This window comes from Acidocella facilis ATCC 35904 (assembly GCF_000687875.1).
In the GTDB taxonomy this organism is placed as follows: Bacteria; Pseudomonadota; Alphaproteobacteria; order Acetobacterales; family Acetobacteraceae; genus Acidocella; species Acidocella facilis.
In genome coordinates, this window is the sequence record NZ_JHYG01000002.1 from 282,019 (window position 1) to 297,660 (window position 15,642).

At 65.0% G+C, this 15,642-nt stretch carries 14 protein-coding genes and 1 tRNA gene; 10 read left to right on the top strand and 5 right to left on the bottom strand.

What is annotated here, in order from left to right; genetic code table 11:
* Positions 1 to 47: 47 nt before the first annotated feature.
* On the top strand, positions 48 to 701 hold the full coding sequence (locus tag T331_RS0103790; protein ID WP_081822112.1) for a YqgE/AlgH family protein: 654 nt from the start codon (positions 48 to 50) through the stop codon (positions 699 to 701).
* Complete coding sequence (rdgB, locus tag T331_RS0103795) at positions 698 to 1,270, top strand: RdgB/HAM1 family non-canonical purine NTP pyrophosphatase (protein WP_026439085.1); 573 nt, start codon at positions 698 to 700, stop codon at positions 1,268 to 1,270. Before T331_RS0103790 ends, rdgB begins: the two co-directional genes overlap by 4 nt.
* A 163-nt stretch (positions 1,271 to 1,433) precedes the next feature.
* Here the strand turns inward: rdgB and glnA are convergent, their stop codons facing one another.
* Together glnA and T331_RS0103805 are read right to left on the bottom strand one after the other, a co-directional pair.
* A complete protein-coding gene (gene glnA, locus T331_RS0103800) occupies positions 1,434 to 2,864 on the bottom strand; it encodes a type I glutamate--ammonia ligase (RefSeq protein ID WP_008495009.1) in 1,431 nt (476 codons plus the stop codon).
* A 120-nt stretch (positions 2,865 to 2,984) separates the two neighbouring features.
* Complete coding sequence (locus T331_RS0103805) at positions 2,985 to 3,323, bottom strand: P-II family nitrogen regulator (protein ID WP_008495010.1); 339 nt, start codon at positions 3,321 to 3,323, stop codon at positions 2,985 to 2,987.
* A 302-nt stretch (positions 3,324 to 3,625) separates the two neighbouring features.
* Here T331_RS0103805 and T331_RS17225 point away from each other — a divergent pair, with 302 nt between their 5' ends.
* The 8 genes from T331_RS17225 (at position 3,626) to T331_RS0103845 (ending at position 11,754) form a co-directional block, all read left to right on the top strand.
* Positions 3,626 to 4,807, top strand: a complete 1,182-nt coding sequence (locus T331_RS17225) for an aminotransferase (protein ID WP_035179177.1) — start codon at positions 3,626 to 3,628, stop codon at positions 4,805 to 4,807.
* A 27-nt stretch (positions 4,808 to 4,834) separates the two neighbouring features.
* Positions 4,835 to 4,910, top strand: a tRNA-His gene (locus T331_RS0103815).
* An 87-nt stretch (positions 4,911 to 4,997) separates the two neighbouring features.
* Positions 4,998 to 5,561, top strand: coding sequence for a molybdenum cofactor guanylyltransferase MobA (gene mobA / locus T331_RS0103820; RefSeq protein ID WP_035179042.1), 564 nt, complete (start codon positions 4,998 to 5,000; stop codon positions 5,559 to 5,561).
* A gap of 159 nt (positions 5,562 to 5,720) precedes the next feature.
* Positions 5,721 to 7,316: an isocitrate lyase gene (locus T331_RS0103825; RefSeq protein ID WP_008495013.1), complete on the top strand. Its 1,596-nt coding sequence runs from the start codon at positions 5,721 to 5,723 to the stop codon at positions 7,314 to 7,316.
* 128 nt (positions 7,317 to 7,444) lie between these two features.
* Positions 7,445 to 8,824 carry a DUF2029 domain-containing protein gene (locus T331_RS17230; RefSeq protein ID WP_035179044.1) on the top strand — a complete coding sequence of 460 codons (1,380 nt, stop codon included), beginning with the start codon at positions 7,445 to 7,447 and terminating at the stop codon, positions 8,822 to 8,824.
* 119 nt (positions 8,825 to 8,943) lie between these two features.
* On the top strand, positions 8,944 to 9,720 hold the full coding sequence (locus T331_RS0103835) for a sterol desaturase family protein (RefSeq protein WP_026439087.1): 777 nt from the start codon (positions 8,944 to 8,946) through the stop codon (positions 9,718 to 9,720).
* On the top strand, positions 9,720 to 10,850 hold the full coding sequence (locus tag T331_RS0103840) for a hypothetical protein (protein ID WP_026439088.1): 1,131 nt from the start codon (positions 9,720 to 9,722) through the stop codon (positions 10,848 to 10,850). The genes T331_RS0103835 and T331_RS0103840 overlap by 1 nt, the downstream gene beginning before the upstream one ends.
* A 10-nt stretch (positions 10,851 to 10,860) precedes the next feature.
* Positions 10,861 to 11,754 (top strand): EamA family transporter, encoded by an 894-nt coding sequence (locus T331_RS0103845; protein ID WP_081822114.1) that lies wholly within the window; start codon positions 10,861 to 10,863, stop codon positions 11,752 to 11,754.
* Positions 11,755 to 11,902: 148 nt separating this feature from the next.
* Here T331_RS0103845 and T331_RS0103850 read toward each other — a convergent pair whose 3' ends face one another.
* From T331_RS0103850 to T331_RS0103860, 3 genes are read right to left on the bottom strand one after another with little or no spacing between them, the layout of a single operon-like run.
* Positions 11,903 to 12,856 carry an NAD-dependent epimerase/dehydratase family protein gene (locus T331_RS0103850; RefSeq protein WP_026439090.1) on the bottom strand — a complete coding sequence of 318 codons (954 nt, stop codon included), beginning with the start codon at positions 12,854 to 12,856 and terminating at the stop codon, positions 11,903 to 11,905.
* Positions 12,846 to 13,877, bottom strand: a complete 1,032-nt coding sequence (locus T331_RS0103855) for a DUF1176 domain-containing protein (protein ID WP_026439091.1) — start codon at positions 13,875 to 13,877, stop codon at positions 12,846 to 12,848. The genes T331_RS0103850 and T331_RS0103855 overlap by 11 nt, the downstream gene beginning before the upstream one ends.
* Before the next feature lie 7 nt (positions 13,878 to 13,884).
* Positions 13,885 to 15,624, bottom strand: coding sequence for a fatty acyl-AMP ligase (locus tag T331_RS0103860; protein WP_008495021.1), 1,740 nt, complete (start codon positions 15,622 to 15,624; stop codon positions 13,885 to 13,887).
* Positions 15,625 to 15,642: the final 18 nt, after the last annotated feature.

The following is a 15,642-nucleotide window of genomic DNA, read 5'->3' on the forward strand; positions in this document are numbered from 1 at the left end:
TGTCTGCCTGTTTACGGTGAATGAATAAACACGTTGTAAGCCAACTGATGGCTGGCGTGAAGCCGATCCCGGCCGGGCTGGCCGAGGCGAGGCGGGCCGCCTATAATAAGATGATGACGGAGCGAGAGATTTCCCCCTCACCGCCGCCCTCCTGGCTGACCGGGCAGGTGCTGCTGGCGATGCCTTCCCTGCGCGATCCACGCTTCGCGCAGGGCGTGATCTTCATCTGCGCGCATAATGAGGAGGGCGCGATGGGGCTGATGCTCAACCGCCAGCTGCGCAAGCCGAAATTCGGTGATTTGATGCAGCAATTGAATGTCGAGCCGAATCCACCTCAGCGCGAATTGCCGATGGGGCAGGGCGGGCCGGTTGAGGATCATCGCGGCTTCGTGCTGCATTCGGCCGACTGGATCGGCGAGGGCAGCCTGAATGTGGATGGCGAGCATGTGCTCAGTGCCAGCATGGATGTGCTGCAGGCGATCGCCCGTGGCGAAGGTCCGGAAAAAGCTAGGCTGCTGCTGGGCTATTCCGGCTGGGGGGCGGGGCAGCTGGAGGATGAGATCCGCCAGAATAGCTGGCTGAACGTGCCGGCGGACGATGCGATTTTGTTCGATGCGAATTACCAGAGCAAATGGCAGCGCGGCCTGGCGAAGCTAAAGATTGACCCCGGGATGCTTTCGGGCGATGCGGGCCAGGCATGAAACAGATCGTCATCGCCACCCATAATCCAGGCAAGCTGAAGGAATTCATCACGCTGCTGGCGCCGTTCGGCTTCACCGTGACCTCGTCGGGGGAGTTGGAGCTGCCCAGCCCGTCGGAAACGGCGCGGGATTTCGCTGGCAACGCGCGGATCAAGGCGCTCACCGCCGCCAAGGCCTCCGGCCTGCCGGCGCTGGCGGATGATTCCGGGCTGTCGGTGCTGGCGCTGAACGGCCAGCCCGGCGTGTTTTCCGCCCGCTATGCCGGGGATGATTATCCCGGCGCTTTCGCCAAGATCATCGCCGCGGCGAAGTCCAAGGATGTCTGGGACGCCTGGTTCACCTGCGCGCTGTGCCTGGCGCAGCCCGATGGCAGCACCGCCACCTATATCGGCGAAGCGCCGGGGCGTATCGCCCCGGAAGCGCGCGGCGAGGGGGGCTTCGGCTATGACGCGATCTTCATTCCCAACGGCTATGAGCAGACCTATGCCGAGCTGGGCGATGAAAAGGAAAGCATCAGCCACCGTGCCAGAGCCTTCGAACAAATCGAAGCCGTGCTCGCCGCCAAATAAAAACAGGCCCCATTCCGGGGCCTTTTTATTTGGCTTTGTCTTGCAGCGCCCCCGCCCCAAAGTGGCAAAAGTTTTAAGGGGGGTATGGGGGGATTTTTTTCAAAAAATCCCCCCATGTTGTCTCCAACAAAAAACGGCGCCTTTCGGCGCCGTTTTGCGTGACTTACGCGGAGTAGTACATCTCGAACTCGACCGGGTGCGGCGTGTGTTCGAACTTGTACACTTCCTTCCACTTCAGCTCGATATAGCTCTCGATCTGCTCCTTGGAGAACACGTCGCCGGCGAGCAGGAACTCGTGGTCGGCTTCCAGGGCGCCCAGGGCTTCGCGCAAGCTGCCGCAGACGGTCGGGATGTCCTTCAGCTCTTCCGGCGGCAGGTCGTACAGATCCTTGTCCATCGGGTCACCCGGGTGGATCTTGTTCTTGATGCCGTCGATCGCCGCCATCATGATCGCGGAGAAGGAGAGGTAGGGGTTGCAGGTCGGATCCGGGAACCGCACCTCGACACGCTTCGCCTTCGGGCTGGTCGTGTACGGAATACGGCAGGAGGCGGAGCGGTTGCGGGCGGAATAGGCCAGCAGCACCGGCGCCTCGAAGCCTGGGATCAGACGCTTATAGGAGTTGGTGGACGGGTTGGAGAACGCGTTGATCGCCTTGGCGTGCTTGATGATACCGCCGATGGCGTACAGGCAGGTCTCAGACAGATCCGCATAGCCATTCCCCGCGAAGAGCGGCTTGCCGGCCTTCCAGATGGACAGATGGGTATGCATGCCCGAGCCGTTATCGCCATAGATCGGCTTCGGCATGAAGGTCGCGGTCTTGCCGTAGGAATGGGCGACATTGTGGACGCAGTACTTATAGATCTGCATCTGGTCGGCCATGGTGGTCAGGGACGCGAACTTGGTGCCCAGCTCATGCTGAGACTGCGCCACCTCATGGTGGTGCTTCTCGATCGGCAGGCCCATCTCGCCCATGGCAGAGAGCATCTCGGCGCGCAGGTCGGATTCGCTATCCACCGGCGGGACCGGGAAATAGCCGCCCTTGACGACCGGGCGGTGGCCCATATTGCCCTCGGGATAATCCTTCAGCGAGGAGCCGGGGCCCTCGATGGAATCGAGCTGATAGATGCCGTAATTGCCGCCGGTGCCGAACTTCACGTTGTCGAAGATGAAGAACTCGGCTTCCGCGCCGATGAAGGCGCTATCGCCGATGCCGGTGGACTTCAGGTAAGCCTCGGCCTTCTTCGCGGTGGAGCGCGGGTCGCGGGCATAGCCCTGGCCGGTGGAGGGCTCGACGATGTCGCAGAACAGGATCAGGCTCGGCTTGGCCGAGAAGGGGTCCAGCACGGCGCTGTCCAGGTCCGGCTTCAGGATCATGTCGGACTCGTTGATCGCCTTCCAGCCGGCGATGGAGGAGCCGTCGAACATGAAGCCGTCTTTCAGGCTGTCCTCGTCCACGGTGGAAACGTACTGCGCGGTGTGCTGCCACTTGCCCTTGGGATCGGTGAACCGCAGATCGACATACTCGACCCCGTTCTCCTTGATCATGTTCAGAACTTTGGCGACGGCATCGCCGCCCTCGGCCTTCTTAGCCATAGACTTTACCCCGTTAATAATTGTTACCCGTTGAGGCCAAGCGGCGCGCACCATGCGGACCGCCCTTGAAACGCGTAGCGCCCGGCATGTTAAACATGCCGGGCTGCTTGGCAATGGTGGTTAGACCGCTGCCTCGCCCTTTTCGCCGGTCCGGATGCGGATGGCCTCTTCGATGGAGGAGATGAAGATCTTGCCATCGCCGATGCGCCCGGTGCGGGCGGCGTTGGTGATCGCCTCGACGGCGCGCTCGACGACCGCGTCGTCGCACACCACTTCGATCTTCACCTTCGGCAGGAAGTCCACAACATATTCGGCGCCGCGATAGAGCTCGGTATGGCCCTTCTGACGCCCAAATCCCTTGGCTTCGACGACAGTGATGCCCTGCAGGCCAACCTCGTGCAGCGCTTCCTTCACTTCATCCAGCTTGAACGGCTTGATGATCGCTTCGATCTTCTTCATCTGGTTTACGCCGGGCCCGGGGCCCCTGCGTCCTCCTCTGGTTTCGTCGGACAGCACGCTTGGAACCCCGCCCCGGCATCAGGTGGGCAAGCGCACGCCAGCCAACGGGCTGACGAAATTACGCTTTGCACAAGCCATGCCAGAACGATTTTCCGCGCGGTGCCGCGGTTGCGGCAATCGCATCAAAGGCGAAAACGCGGTTTTGCTCAAGCGGCGGCGATTTCGGCCTAAATTTTGAGCAATCTTGCCGCCTGCGCTTTGGGCGGCTAAATCCTGCTGCCCGAGTTTAGGATTTGGATGCCGTGAAACCTGTGAATGCGCTGCTGGCCGCGACCGGCACCACCATCTTCACCGTGATGTCCGCGCTCGCGGTCGAGCATCAGGCGATCAATCTCGGTCAGGGCTTTCCGGATAGCGAGGGCCCGGAGGATATCATGCGGGCGGCGGCCGAGGCGCTGCTGGACCATCGCAACCAATATCCGCCGCTGACCGGCCTGCCGGAGCTGCGCGCCGCCGTCGCCGCGGCCAATCAGCGTTTCTACGGGCTGGAGATCGACCCGGCGCACGGCGTCGTCGTCACCTCCGGCGCCACCGAGGCGATCACCGCGAGCCTGATGGCGTTGCTCAACCCGGGTGACGAGGTGGTGCTGATCGAGCCGCTTTATGACACCTATCTGCCGGTGGTGAAGCTGCTCGGCGCCGTCCCCAGGCTGGTCCGGCTGGAACCGCCGAACTGGGAGCTGCCGCGCGCCGAGCTGGAAGCCGCCTTCGGGCCGAAGACCAAGGCGCTGCTGCTGAACTCGCCGATGAACCCGACCGGCAAGGTCTTCACCCCCGATGAGCTGGCCTTCATCGCCGCCTTGCTGCGCCGGCACGATGCCTATGCGGTGTGCGACGAGGTCTATGAGCATCTGGTCTTCGCCGGCGCCCGGCATGTGCCGCTGGCCACCCTGCCGGACATGGCCGAGCGGAGCTTGCGCATCGGCAGCGCCGGCAAAACCTTCTCCCTCACCGGCTGGAAGGTGGGTTACATCTCCGGCCCCGCCGCGCTGATGAGCGTGGTGGCCAAGGCGCACCAGAACCTCACCTTCACCACCCCGCCCAATCTGCAACGCGCCGTCGCCTACGGGCTGGGCAAGCCGGATGCGTATTTCGACAGCCTGGCCGGCGGGTTGCAGGCGCAGCGCGATATGCTGGATGCCGGGCTCACCCGGCTCGGTTTTCGCACCCTGCCGGCCCAGGGCAGCTATTTCATCACCGCGGATTTTTCACCGCTGGGCTTCGAGGGTGATGATGTCGCCTTCTGCCGCATGATCACCCAGGAGGCCGGGGTGGCGGCGATTCCGGTTTCCGCCTTCTATGTCGGCGCCGCGCCGCGCCATTATGCGCGCTTCGCCTTCTGCAAGCAGATCCCGGTTCTGGAGGAGGCTCTGCGCCGGCTCGAACGCTGGGTGGCCAAAACCCCATTGACGGCGCTGGCTTGACCGCGCTACTTGGCCCCATCCTGGATGGCGGACGTAGCTCAGTTGGTAGAGCGCCGGTTTGTGGTACCGGTTGTCGCGGGTTCAATCCCCGTCGTTCGCCCCAGGTTTCCCTTATAAATTTGCGAAGTTGCGCCTTTTTTGAAAAAAAGGCGCCCCAAAAAACTTTTGCTCCTTTGCGCCCGGGTGGTTCATGGCTGTTGCCGCGCTGATTCTGGCTGGGGGCAAAGCCACGCGCATGGGGGGCGCGGATAAGGCGCTGATCCTGCTGCAAGGCCGGCCGCTTTTGGCGCATGTGCTGGAGCGCCTGGCCCCGCAGGCCGCCCCTATCGCCCTCTCCGCCAATGGCGATCCTGCCCGCTTCGCGGCTTTTGGCTTGCCGGTGCTGCCCGACGCGCCGGAGTTCGCCCATTGCGGCCCGCTGGCCGGGGTGCAGGCCGGGCTGGCCTGGGCCGCCGCGCAGGGGGCGGATTTCCTGCTCACCATCCCGGTGGACACGCCCTTCTTTCCGGCCACCCTGGCGGCCGACCTCGCCCCCGGCCCGTCCGTCGCGGTCTATGCCGGGCGCCAGCATCATCTCGTCGCGCTCTGGCCGGTCGCCTTCCTGCCCGCTCTGGAAAATTTCCTGCGCCAGGACGCTAAATTCAAAGTCCGCGACGCGCTGGCCCTGTGCCAGGCCCGCCAGGTGCATTTTACAGCCCCCGCCGACCCCTTCGCCAACCTCAACAGACCTGAGGATCTCTCGGGTTTCGGCTGAATTTCAACGGCCTGTAAAAGATTTACGCTGCATATGCGAAGTGAGTGCAGGCTTTCACATATTTACCGGGTTTTTTCACAAAACCTTCTGACGCGCCGCAAAACCGGGTGTATTTGAACTGCCGCAACCATCCATTCCGGACGTTCAGCGGAGACCCAAATGTCGTACCAAGATAGCATCCGTACCACCAGCGAACTGATCGCCGCCAAGGGCGGCACCTGGGACGGAATTTCCCCGGAGGCCGTGGCCCGCATGCGGCTGCAGAACCGTTTCCGCACCGGGCTGGATATTGCCCGCTACACCGCCAAGGTGATGCGCGAGGACATGGCGGCGTATGACGCCGACCCGGCGAACTACACCCAGTCGCTCGGCTGCTGGCACGGCTTCATCGCGCAGCAGAAGATGATCTCCATCAAGAAGCATTTCGGCACCACCAAGCGCCGCTATATCTATCTCTCCGGCTGGATGATCGCCGCCCTGCGCTCCGAATTCGGCCCGCTGCCCGACCAGTCCATGCACGAGAAAACCTCCGTCCCGGCGCTGATCGAGGAAATCTACACCTTCCTGCGCCAGGCCGATGCGCGTGAGCTGGGCGGCCTGTTCCGCGAGCTGGACGCGGCGCGCGACGCCGGCGATCTCGCCAAGCAGAAAGAGATCCAGAGCAAGATCGACAATTTCGAAACCCATGTCGTGCCCATCATCGCCGACATCGATGCCGGGTTTGGCAATGCCGAAGCGACCTATCTGCTGGCGAAGAAGATGATCGAGGCCGGCGCCTGCGCGCTGCAGATCGAAAACCAGGTTTCCGACGAAAAGCAGTGCGGCCATCAGGATGGCAAGGTCACTGTCCCGCATGAGGATTTTGTCGCGAAAATTCGCGCTCTGCGCTACGCTTTCATGGAAATGGGCGTCGAGGACGGGATTATCGTCGCCCGTACGGACAGCCTGGGGGCGGGCCTGACCAAGCAGATCGCCTTCTCCAAGGAGCCGGGCGATATTGGCGACCAGTATAATGCCTTCCTGGATTGCGACGAGGTCGATACCGCCACGATCGGCAATGGCGATGTGCTGATCACCCGCAATGGCAAGCTGCTGCGTCCGAAGCGTCTGCCCTCCAACCTGTTCCAGTTCCGTGCCGGCACCGGGGCGGATCGCTGCGTGCTGGATTGCATCAATGCGCTGAACAACGGCGCCGACCTGCTCTGGATCGAGACCGAGAAGCCGCATATCGAGCAGATCGCCTCGATGGTCGACCGCATCCGCGAAGTCGTCCCCAACGCCAAGCTGGCCTATAATAATTCCCCGTCCTTCAACTGGACGCTGAATTTCCGCCAGCAGGTCTTCGATGCGATGAAGGCACGGGGCGAGGATGTCTCGGCCTATGACCGCGCCAAGCTGATGAGCGCTGATTACGACGCCACCCCGTTGGGCCTGGAAGCCGATGAGAAGATCCGCACCTTCCAGCGCGACGCGGCGCAGCGCGCCGGCATCTTCCATCATCTGATCACCCTGCCGACCTATCACACCGCGGCCCTGTCCACCGACAATCTGGCCAAGGAATATTTCGGCGCGCAGGGCATGCTGGGCTACGTTGCCGGGGTGCAGCGCCAGGAGATCCGCCAGGGCATCGCCTGCGTGAAGCACCAGAACATGTCGGGCTCCGACATCGGTGACGATCACAAGGAGTATTTCGCCGGCGAGGCCGCGCTGAAGGCCGGCGGCGTGCACAACACGATGAACCAGTTCGCGGCGTAACCGCCCCCCCCTTCAGGTGCGGCGCAAGAACCGCACGATTTTCAACTTGTGAACGGCCCGGCCTCGTCCGGGCCGTTTTTTATCGCCCGGCGCTGGGCAAAGCCCGCCGCAGCCCATAAGAGCCGCGCATGTCCCGCATCATCCGGCATTTCTGGACGCTCTATCTCACCTTGCTCGGGCTCGGCGCGCTCGCCCTGCTGGCGCCGCTGCTGGCGCGCGGGCTGGCCGATGTGGAAATCGATTCGGATGAGGGCTGGAATGTCGTGCGGGCATTGCGCGCGGCGGCGCATGTGCAGCTCTATGGGCAGCCGCCAGGGCTGGATTTCACCAATTACCCGCCGCTCTCCTTCCATCTGATCGGCGCGCTCAGCGCGCTGGGGCTGGACCCGCTTTTCACCGGCCGGGCGCTGGCGCTGCTGGCCCTGCTGGGGCTGGGCGGGCTGGCGGGTTCGCTGGTGGCGCGGCTTTGCGGCCAGGCCTGGGCCGGCGCCTGCGCCGGGCTGGGCTTCATCCTCTTCCTGGCCTTGTTCATGCCGGTGCGGGTCGCGGTGGATGACCCGCAGCTGCTCGGCATGTTGGCCGAGATGGCGGGGTTCGTGCTGTTCCTGCGGCGCGGCCCGCTCTGGCTGGTCGCCTTTCTGTTCGTACTGGCCTTGTTCACCAAACACTCTTTGCTGGCGCTGCCGATCGGGGTGGGGCTCGCTTTGCTCTGGCAGCGGCGCTGGGCCGAGCTGGGCCTCTTCCTGGCGGCCGGTATGGCGCTGGCGGATGCGCTGCTCTGGCTCAGCTTCCGGTTCGACGGCCCGTATTTTTTCGCGCATCTGCTCGCCCCGCGCGCCTTTTCCTGGCAGGACATGGCCTCCCAGACCGGCAGTTTCCTCGTCCGCTTCTGGCCGCTGCTGGCGCTGGCCCTCGGCTGGGGCTGGCAAGGGCGGCGCGAGCCAGCGCCCCAGGCCTGCCTGCTGGCGCTGATCGCGGCGCTGGTCCTGGGCATCGGCTTCTCCGGCGGCGATGGCGTCGGGCTGAACGTGTTTGTCGAGGCGCTCTGGCTGGGCACGCTGATGGCGGTGATGGCGGGGGCGGCGCAGGGTGGCTGGCGGCGCTGGGCCTTGCTCTGGCCGCTTTTGTTCCTGCCGATGGCCAGCCTCTCCGCCTGGCGCGAGCTGGACGCCCTGCCCCAGGCGCGGGCGGAGTTCGCCGCCGCGCGCACGGTGTTGCAGGCCATCAAGGGCCCGGTGGTGTGCGAAAACCTGCTGCTTTGCACCGAAGCCGGGCATCAATCGGCTTTCTCGCCCTATTTCGTCGCCAGCCGCATCCGTGACGGCAAGCTCTCGGCGGCGCAGATCGACACGCTGCTGCGCAGCCACAGCCTCGTCGCGGTGCAGATCGGCGCCACCGACCGGCCCATCCATCACCCGCAATTCACCCCTGACTTTCTGGCCATCCTGCACCAGGATTATCGCCCGCTTCAGCAGGGCCGCACGCTCTCGCTCTGGGTGCCGCGCTAGCCCTCAGGTTTGCTCCCGGTTTGCCAGGCCCGAACCCCGCATGGTAAGCGCTTTGCCCTGACGGGGGCAGGGCGCATGCCCGTTCCTTGCAATCTTTCCGGAGATGATCGGACCAAGGCATGGCAAAGAAACTCGTTTGGGGCCGGGCCTGGCATGGCCGTTCCTATGACCTCGGCAAAATGACCCTGCCGGAGCTCTGGGCCGCCTACATCACCTATCCGGCGATCAATCTCTACGCGGCCATCGCGCTCGCCGCGGGGCTCTATGCCGGTTTCACCGTCCGGCACTGGGCGCAGATCGTGCTGCCGATCATCGCGGTGCTGATCGTCTATCCTCTGGTCTGGTACGGGCTGCACCGTTTCGTGCTGCATGGGCGCTGGCTCTACCGGATGCGCTGGAGTGCGGCGCTCTGGAAGCGCATCCATTTCGACCATCACCAGGACCCGCATAAGCTCGAAGTGCTGTTCGGCGATCCGCTGAACACCATCCCGACCATGGCGATCATCACCCTGCCGATCGGCTTCGCCCTGGGCGGCTGGGCCGGCGCGGCGACGGCGATCTGTACGGCGTTGGTGACCACCTGCGTCTATGAGTTTTTCCATTGCATCCAGCATCTGAACTACAAGCCGAAAAACCGCTTCGTGCAAATGCTCAAGCGCGACCATCTGCTGCATCATTTCCAGGATGAGAGCGGCAATTACGGCATCGTCTCCTTCCTGCCGGACAAGATTTTCGGCTCCTATTACCAGGAGCGCGGCCGCAGCCCGACCGTGTTCAATCTCGGCTATGATGTCGAGCAGGCGAAGCGTTACCCCTGGGTGATGGAGCTGACCGGCAGCCCCCCGCGTGACCGCCCCCCTGGTGCCACGGACGAACAAGGAAAGCGCCCCGCCTGATGCAGGATATTCAAATTGTCCCGGTGACGGATAAAAAGCTCCTCAAACGCTTCATCCTGTTGCCCGAGCGGCTGCACCAGAACGACCCCGCCTATATCGCCCCGCTGCATATGGAGCGCGAGGAAGCGCTGGGGCCGAAGAACCCGTTTTTCGGCCATGCGCAGGTGCAGTTCTGGCTGGCGGTGAAAGATGGGCGCGATGTCGGCCGCATCTCCGCGCAGATCGACACGCTGGCGCAGTCTTTGAACCCGGAGGCGCCGGGCCTGTTCGGCATGCTGGCGGCGGAGGATGATCTGGACCTGTTCCAGACGCTGCTGGAAACCGCCGCTGGCTGGCTGCGCCAACGCGGCATGAAAGTGATGCAGGGCCCGTTCAACCTCAACATCAACGAGGAAACCGGCGCGCTGATCGACGGCTTCGCCAGCAAGCCGATGCTGCTGATGCCGCATGACCTGCCTTATGTGGCGCGAAATCTGGAAACGCTCGGCTTCGCCAAGGCCAAGGATGTCATCGCCTATCTCTACGATATCCGCGAGGAGCTGCCGGAATCGGTGCAGCGTTTGCTCGCCCGTCCGCTGCCGCCCGGCATCACCGTGCGCCAGATGGACATGAAAAACCTGCCCGCCGAGATCAAGAACGTCACCTCCATCTTCAACGATGCCTGGTCGCAGAATTGGGGCTTCGTGCCGTTGACCGAGGCGGAGACGGACTATCTCTCCAAATCGCTGAAGCCGCTGCTGCATCCGCGTCTGACCAGCCTGGTCGAGCGCGACGGCGAGCCGGTGGCTTTCATGATCGCGCTGCCCAATCTGAACGAGGCGATCGAGGGGCTGAACGGCAAGATCCTGCCTTTCGGCTGGGCCAAGCTGCTCTGGCGGTTGAAGGTCTCGGGGGTGAAGACCGCGCGGGTGCCGCTGATGGGCGTGCGCCGCTCGGCGGCGAAGGACATGCTGGGCAGCCTGCTGCCCTATCTGATGATCGACATGGTCCGCCGCGAAGGCCGGCAGCTGGGTTATACCCATATCGAGCTGTCCTGGATTCTTGAGGACAATATGCCGATGCGCCGGATGATCGAAGGGTTGAAGGCGGCGCCGTACAAGACCTACCGGGTGTTCGAGGCGGGGCTGTAAGCACCAAATTTTGGAGCTGGAGCGCGTGGTGAAGCCAGAGCAGGATCAGCGGCTGGTCGGGTTGTTGGCTGTGCTCGGCTCGCAAAGCTCCGTCAATCTCGGCGCGGCCTTCGCCAAATCGCTTTTTTTGGTGATCAGCCCGGCGGGTGTCACCTGCCTGCGCGTTACCTTTGCGGCGCTGCTGCTGGTGGCGCTGCGCGCCCCCTGGAAGCGTGTGCCGCCTCCCTCCACCCGGCCGGCGCTCCTGCTCTACGGCGCCATGCTGGCGGCGATGAACCTCGCCATCTACCAGGCCTTTCAGCGTATCCCCATCGGCATCGCGGTCGGCATCGAAGTCACCGGGCCGCTCGCCATCGTGCTGCTCTCCTCGCGCCGGCCGCGTGACTTCCTCTGGCTGCTGGTGGTGGCCCTTGGTCTGGCGCTGCTGCTGCCGTTGCATGTGAAGGACAGGCTGAACCCGCTCGGCATCGCCTTTGCCCTGGCGGCGGCGTCGGCCTGGGCGCTCTATATCGTCGCCGGCAAGCGTGTTGCCGCCAGCCTGGGGGCGAATGCGGTCACCTGGGGGATGATCGTCGCCGCCCTCCTCGTCGCCCCGCTCGGCGCCGCGGTGCTGAATTTCGGCCAGCTGCGCCCCTGGCAGCTCGGCACCGCGCTCGCGGTCGGTCTGCTCTCCAGCGCGGTGCCCTATTCGCTGGAGATGGAGGCGATGAAGCGCCTCTCCGCCCGGGTGTTTTCCATCCTGCTCAGCGCCGCCCCGGCAATTGCCGCCTTTGCCGGGTTTCTGGTGCTGGGCGAGCGTCTGACCTGGCTGCAATGGGGGGCGATGCTGTGCATCATGGCCGCCTCCGCCGGCAGCGCGCTGACCGCGCCGGTGACGCCGCCGCCGCCGACCCTGGAGGCCTGAATTTATAAAAGTTTTTGGGGTTTGGCCCTTTTTTCAAAAAGGGCCAAGAGAGGTCGGGGTGGTGGCGACGGCGTTGCCACCACCCCGAACGTTCGTGGGGAGTTTTTGAAAAAAGTCCCCACACCCCCAAAAACTTTTGCAAATGTTCCTAAACCCAGCCCGCCTGCCGGTACCAGGCGGCCGTTTGCGCAAAGCCCTCCGCCAGCCCGATGCGCGGCGCATAGATCTCGCGCGGCAATAGCTCCTGTGCGGGCACCGACCAGTCCGGATGCAATATCTCCCTTGCCTTGCCCAGCGTGAAGATCGGTGGCGCGCCGCGCAGCCATCCGGCAGCGCCGGAGAGCGCCCCCACCGCCAGCACCAAAGGCGCCGGCAATTTCACCAGACGCGGCGCCCCTCCCATCGCCGCCCCGGCCTGCATCGCGACAAAGCGCAGCGTGTAGCCCTGCGCCTGGGTATCCGCCAGCGCGAAGCAGCCCGGGCGAAACCCGGCCCCGGCCAGCACCGTAATCGCCCCGGCCGCGTCATCGGCATGGATCACCGCCACCTTGCTATCGCCAAGCACCGGCGCGATACGCCCTTTTGCCGCCTTGAACATCGCCAGGCTCTCACGATCCCACGGCCCATAGATCGCCGGCGGCCGGACGATGGCAAGCTGGTCCGGCGCCTGCGCATAAGCCGCCCGCGCAGCCTCTTCCGCCGCGCGCTTGCTGAACGCATAGGGTGAAAGCTCCGGCTCGCGCGCCGCCAGCGAGGAGATGAAAATAAACCGCGCCCCCGCCGCGTGCAGCCGCGCCGCCCGCGCCAGCGCCGCCGTGCCATCCCGGTTGCCGCGCAGAAATTCGGCCCGGCTGCGCGCCTTGATCAGCCCGGCGCCATGCACCACCACATCCGCGCCGCGCACCAAGGCCGCCAGCGCCGCCTCATCCTCCAGCGCGCCGCGCACGGTCTCGAAGGTCAGCCCCTCCAGGGCAGGATGTTCCACCGGCCGCCGGCTCAACAGCCGCAGCCGGAAGCCGGCGCGGGACAGGGCAGGGGCCAGATGCAGACCCAGAAACCCCGTCCCGCCGGTCAGCGCCAGAAGCGGTGCCTCAGTTACCACGGGTCTGATAGAGCACTGGCCAGTCCGCCGTGGCGCCGCCACACGCATCCTGGAAAGTCAGGCTGGCCAGCACGAAGCCGGTCCCGTCCCAGATCCAGCTCGCCGCCACCCCGCAATCGCCGATGCCCCGGCCTTTCGCGAATATCGACAGTCGGCCCCGCGCCGGATCGAACTCCGGGCTGGTCAGGTCGGTATCATCGCTGTCACCGGGGAGGGGCAAGGGCAGATGTAAGGCGGTGACGCTGCCATCCCCTCGCCCCACGATGAAGCCCAACATGCTGCCCTGATACGCCCCCATGATGCAGGGCAGCAGCACCAGCGCCTTATCCGCACTCAGCGCGTGCGCCTCGGGCGGCATGGCCTGGGCGGCTTCCGCCTCGCACTCATCCGCCTGCAGCGCCGCTGCCTTGCCGTTGGCCAGGGCGATCAGCTTTGCGGCCTCGCCGGGCGCCAGCGTCGCGGTGATCTTGCGTGCCGGCAGCAGCGGCAAGGCGGGCGGAGCCGGCACCTCGCTGGCCGGCTTGGCGCCTTGGTTGAGCAGCGCGCTGACGGTGCCGACCCGCCCCTGCAGCGCATCCATCTTCAGCATCGCCGCCGAAAACCCGTCCAGTGGCACCGCCGTCTCACCCGGAAGCTCAATCTCATGCCCGTTGCGCACCGCCTGCACGAAGGCGCGGATGGCGGTAACATCCGTAGTGCTCAGCGTGGTGATGCCGTCCTGCGTGGCGCTGCTCCAGCTGGTCCCCAGCTTCAACGGGCCGCCATCCAGCCTCAGCCCGTCCAGCCCCAGCGCGCCGGTATAGATGATGTCCAGCTCGGCCTTGCCATCCGCCCCGCCGGCGCGGGTGAAGTCGATGGTCGCCTGCTGGTCCGTGCCGTCGCTGTTCAGCCCCTTGGCCTCACAGTTCAGCCCGTTATCGCAGGCGATGATCCAGCTTTTATATTCATGGTAGAACGGCCCCGCCCCGCCCGCCCAGGCGAATCCCGGCAGCAGCCAGGCCAGCAGAGCGAGCCGGCGCATCGCGGCTCTACTCCGCGGCGGTGGCGGTGGCGCGCAGCTGGAAGGCGCCGTCCAGATACATCGCCCGCGCCCGCGAGCGGCTGAGCTTGCCGGACGAGGTCTGTGGCAGGCTGTGCGGGGGCACCAGCACCACCCGGGTTTCCAGCCCCTGGCGGCCGCGGAAGAAGCGGGTGAGATCCTCCACCAGCGCCTGGCGGGCCGCATCCTCCGTGGCGCGACATTGCACGAGGACGATCACCTCCTCATCCTCGCCATGATCCACCGAGAACACCGCGACATCGCCGCTACGCAAGCTGGCGATCTCCGCCTCGGCGGCCCATTCCAGATCCTGCGGCCAGACATTGCGGCCATTGACGATGACCAGATCCTTGGCCCGCCCGGTGATCACGATCTGCCCGCCGGTGAGATAGCCAAGATCCCCGGTATCCAGCCAGCCCTCGGCGGAGAGCACGCGCGCGGTCTCTTCCGGGGCGCCGAAATAGCCCAGCATCAGGCTCGGCCCGCGCACATAGATGCGCCCGACCTCACGCTCGGCCAGCAAGCCGCCATCCTCGCCGCGCACCTGGACCTCATGTTCGGGCAGCATTTGCCCGCAGACGACGAAATGCCGGGTGCGGGCACTGTTCTCATTCGCCGGCACGGCGCGATGCTCCTGCTCCAGCACCAGCTGGTCCACCGCATCCTCGCGCGCGCCCTGGCCATCCGGGCTGAAGCTCAGCGCCAGCGTCGCCTCGGCCATGCCGTAGCAGGGGATGAAGGCGGTGGGGGCGAAGCCATGCGCGTCAAAGCGTGCCGCAAAGCGGGTCAGCACCGCCGGGCGGATCATGTCCCCGCCAATCCCGGCACGCCGCCAGGAGGAGAGATCGAGATCCGCGGTCGACGCGGTCTGGGCGCGCCTGGCGCAGAGCTCATAGCCGAAAGAGGGGCTGAAGGAGATGCTGCCCTTGTTGCGGGTGATCAGCTGCAGCCAGAGCAGCGGCCGGCGGGCGAATTCGCGGGTGGGCAGAATATCGACCGAAAGCTGGCAGGCCATCGGCATCAGCAGGAAGCCGACCAGCCCCATATCATGGTAATAAGGCAGCCAGCTGGTGCAGCGATCATCCTCATTCACCTGCAGCCCGTATTTGGCCATGTAATGCGCATTGGCCATGAAGGCCGCCTGCGTCACTGCCACGCCGAGCGGAAAGCGGGTGGAGCCGGAGGAGAATTGCAGATAGGCCAGAGCCTCGGGGGCGGGCAGGCGCTCCTGCGGCACCATCGGCGCGTCGGCGAGATCCGCGATCAGGCCGGCGCATTTCAGCCCCAGCCCGTCAACGGCCTCGGCCAGCCAGTCGGAGAGCACGGCGGGGCCGAACACGGCATGCGCGTCGGCCGCCTGGATCATCCGGCGCAGGAAGGAAATATAACCCTCCTTGCCACCAAACGCCGCGGGCAAGGGCAGCGGGGCGGGCACCAGCCCGGCATATTGGCAGGCGAAGAAGGCGCGGGCGAAATCCCCATCGCTCTCGGCCAGCAGCCCGACGCGATCCCCCGGCTGCAAACCCGCACCCAGCAGCTTGCGGGCCAGCTCCAACGCCTGCATACGCAAGCGGGCATAAGGCAGGGATTCGGTGAGGACACCTTTGCCGGAATAGAAATTCAGCCCGGTTGGGCCCAACGCGGCATAGTCCAAAGCCTCGGCCAAAGTGCCGAAATCGGCGATACGCTTGGGCTGCCCGGGATGGTGAGTCGGGGTCGGCTCAGTCATATTGCCTGGAATTTACCG

Excerpts from the sequence above, each read along its gene's own strand:
- T331_RS17230 (WP_035179044.1), top strand. The coding sequence starts at position 7,445 with ATGTCCCGCATCATCCGGCATTTCTGGACGCTCTATCTCACCTTGCTC.
- T331_RS0103805 (WP_008495010.1), bottom strand. The coding sequence starts at position 3,323 with ATGAAGAAGATCGAAGCGATCATCAAGCCGTTCAAGCTGGATGAAGTG.
- T331_RS0103855 (WP_026439091.1), bottom strand. The coding sequence starts at position 13,877 with ATGCGCCGGCTCGCTCTGCTGGCCTGGCTGCTGCCGGGATTCGCCTGG.
- glnA (WP_008495009.1), bottom strand. The coding sequence starts at position 2,864 with ATGGCTAAGAAGGCCGAGGGCGGCGATGCCGTCGCCAAAGTTCTGAAC.
- T331_RS0103790 (WP_081822112.1), top strand. The coding sequence starts at position 48 with ATGGCTGGCGTGAAGCCGATCCCGGCCGGGCTGGCCGAGGCGAGGCGG.
- T331_RS0103825 (WP_008495013.1), top strand. The coding sequence starts at position 5,721 with ATGTCGTACCAAGATAGCATCCGTACCACCAGCGAACTGATCGCCGCC.
- T331_RS0103860 (WP_008495021.1), bottom strand. The coding sequence starts at position 15,624 with ATGACTGAGCCGACCCCGACTCACCATCCCGGGCAGCCCAAGCGTATC.
- rdgB (WP_026439085.1), top strand. The coding sequence starts at position 698 with ATGAAACAGATCGTCATCGCCACCCATAATCCAGGCAAGCTGAAGGAA.
- T331_RS0103835 (WP_026439087.1), top strand. The coding sequence starts at position 8,944 with ATGGCAAAGAAACTCGTTTGGGGCCGGGCCTGGCATGGCCGTTCCTAT.
- T331_RS0103840 (WP_026439088.1), top strand. The coding sequence starts at position 9,720 with ATGCAGGATATTCAAATTGTCCCGGTGACGGATAAAAAGCTCCTCAAA.
- mobA (WP_035179042.1), top strand. The coding sequence starts at position 4,998 with ATGGCTGTTGCCGCGCTGATTCTGGCTGGGGGCAAAGCCACGCGCATG.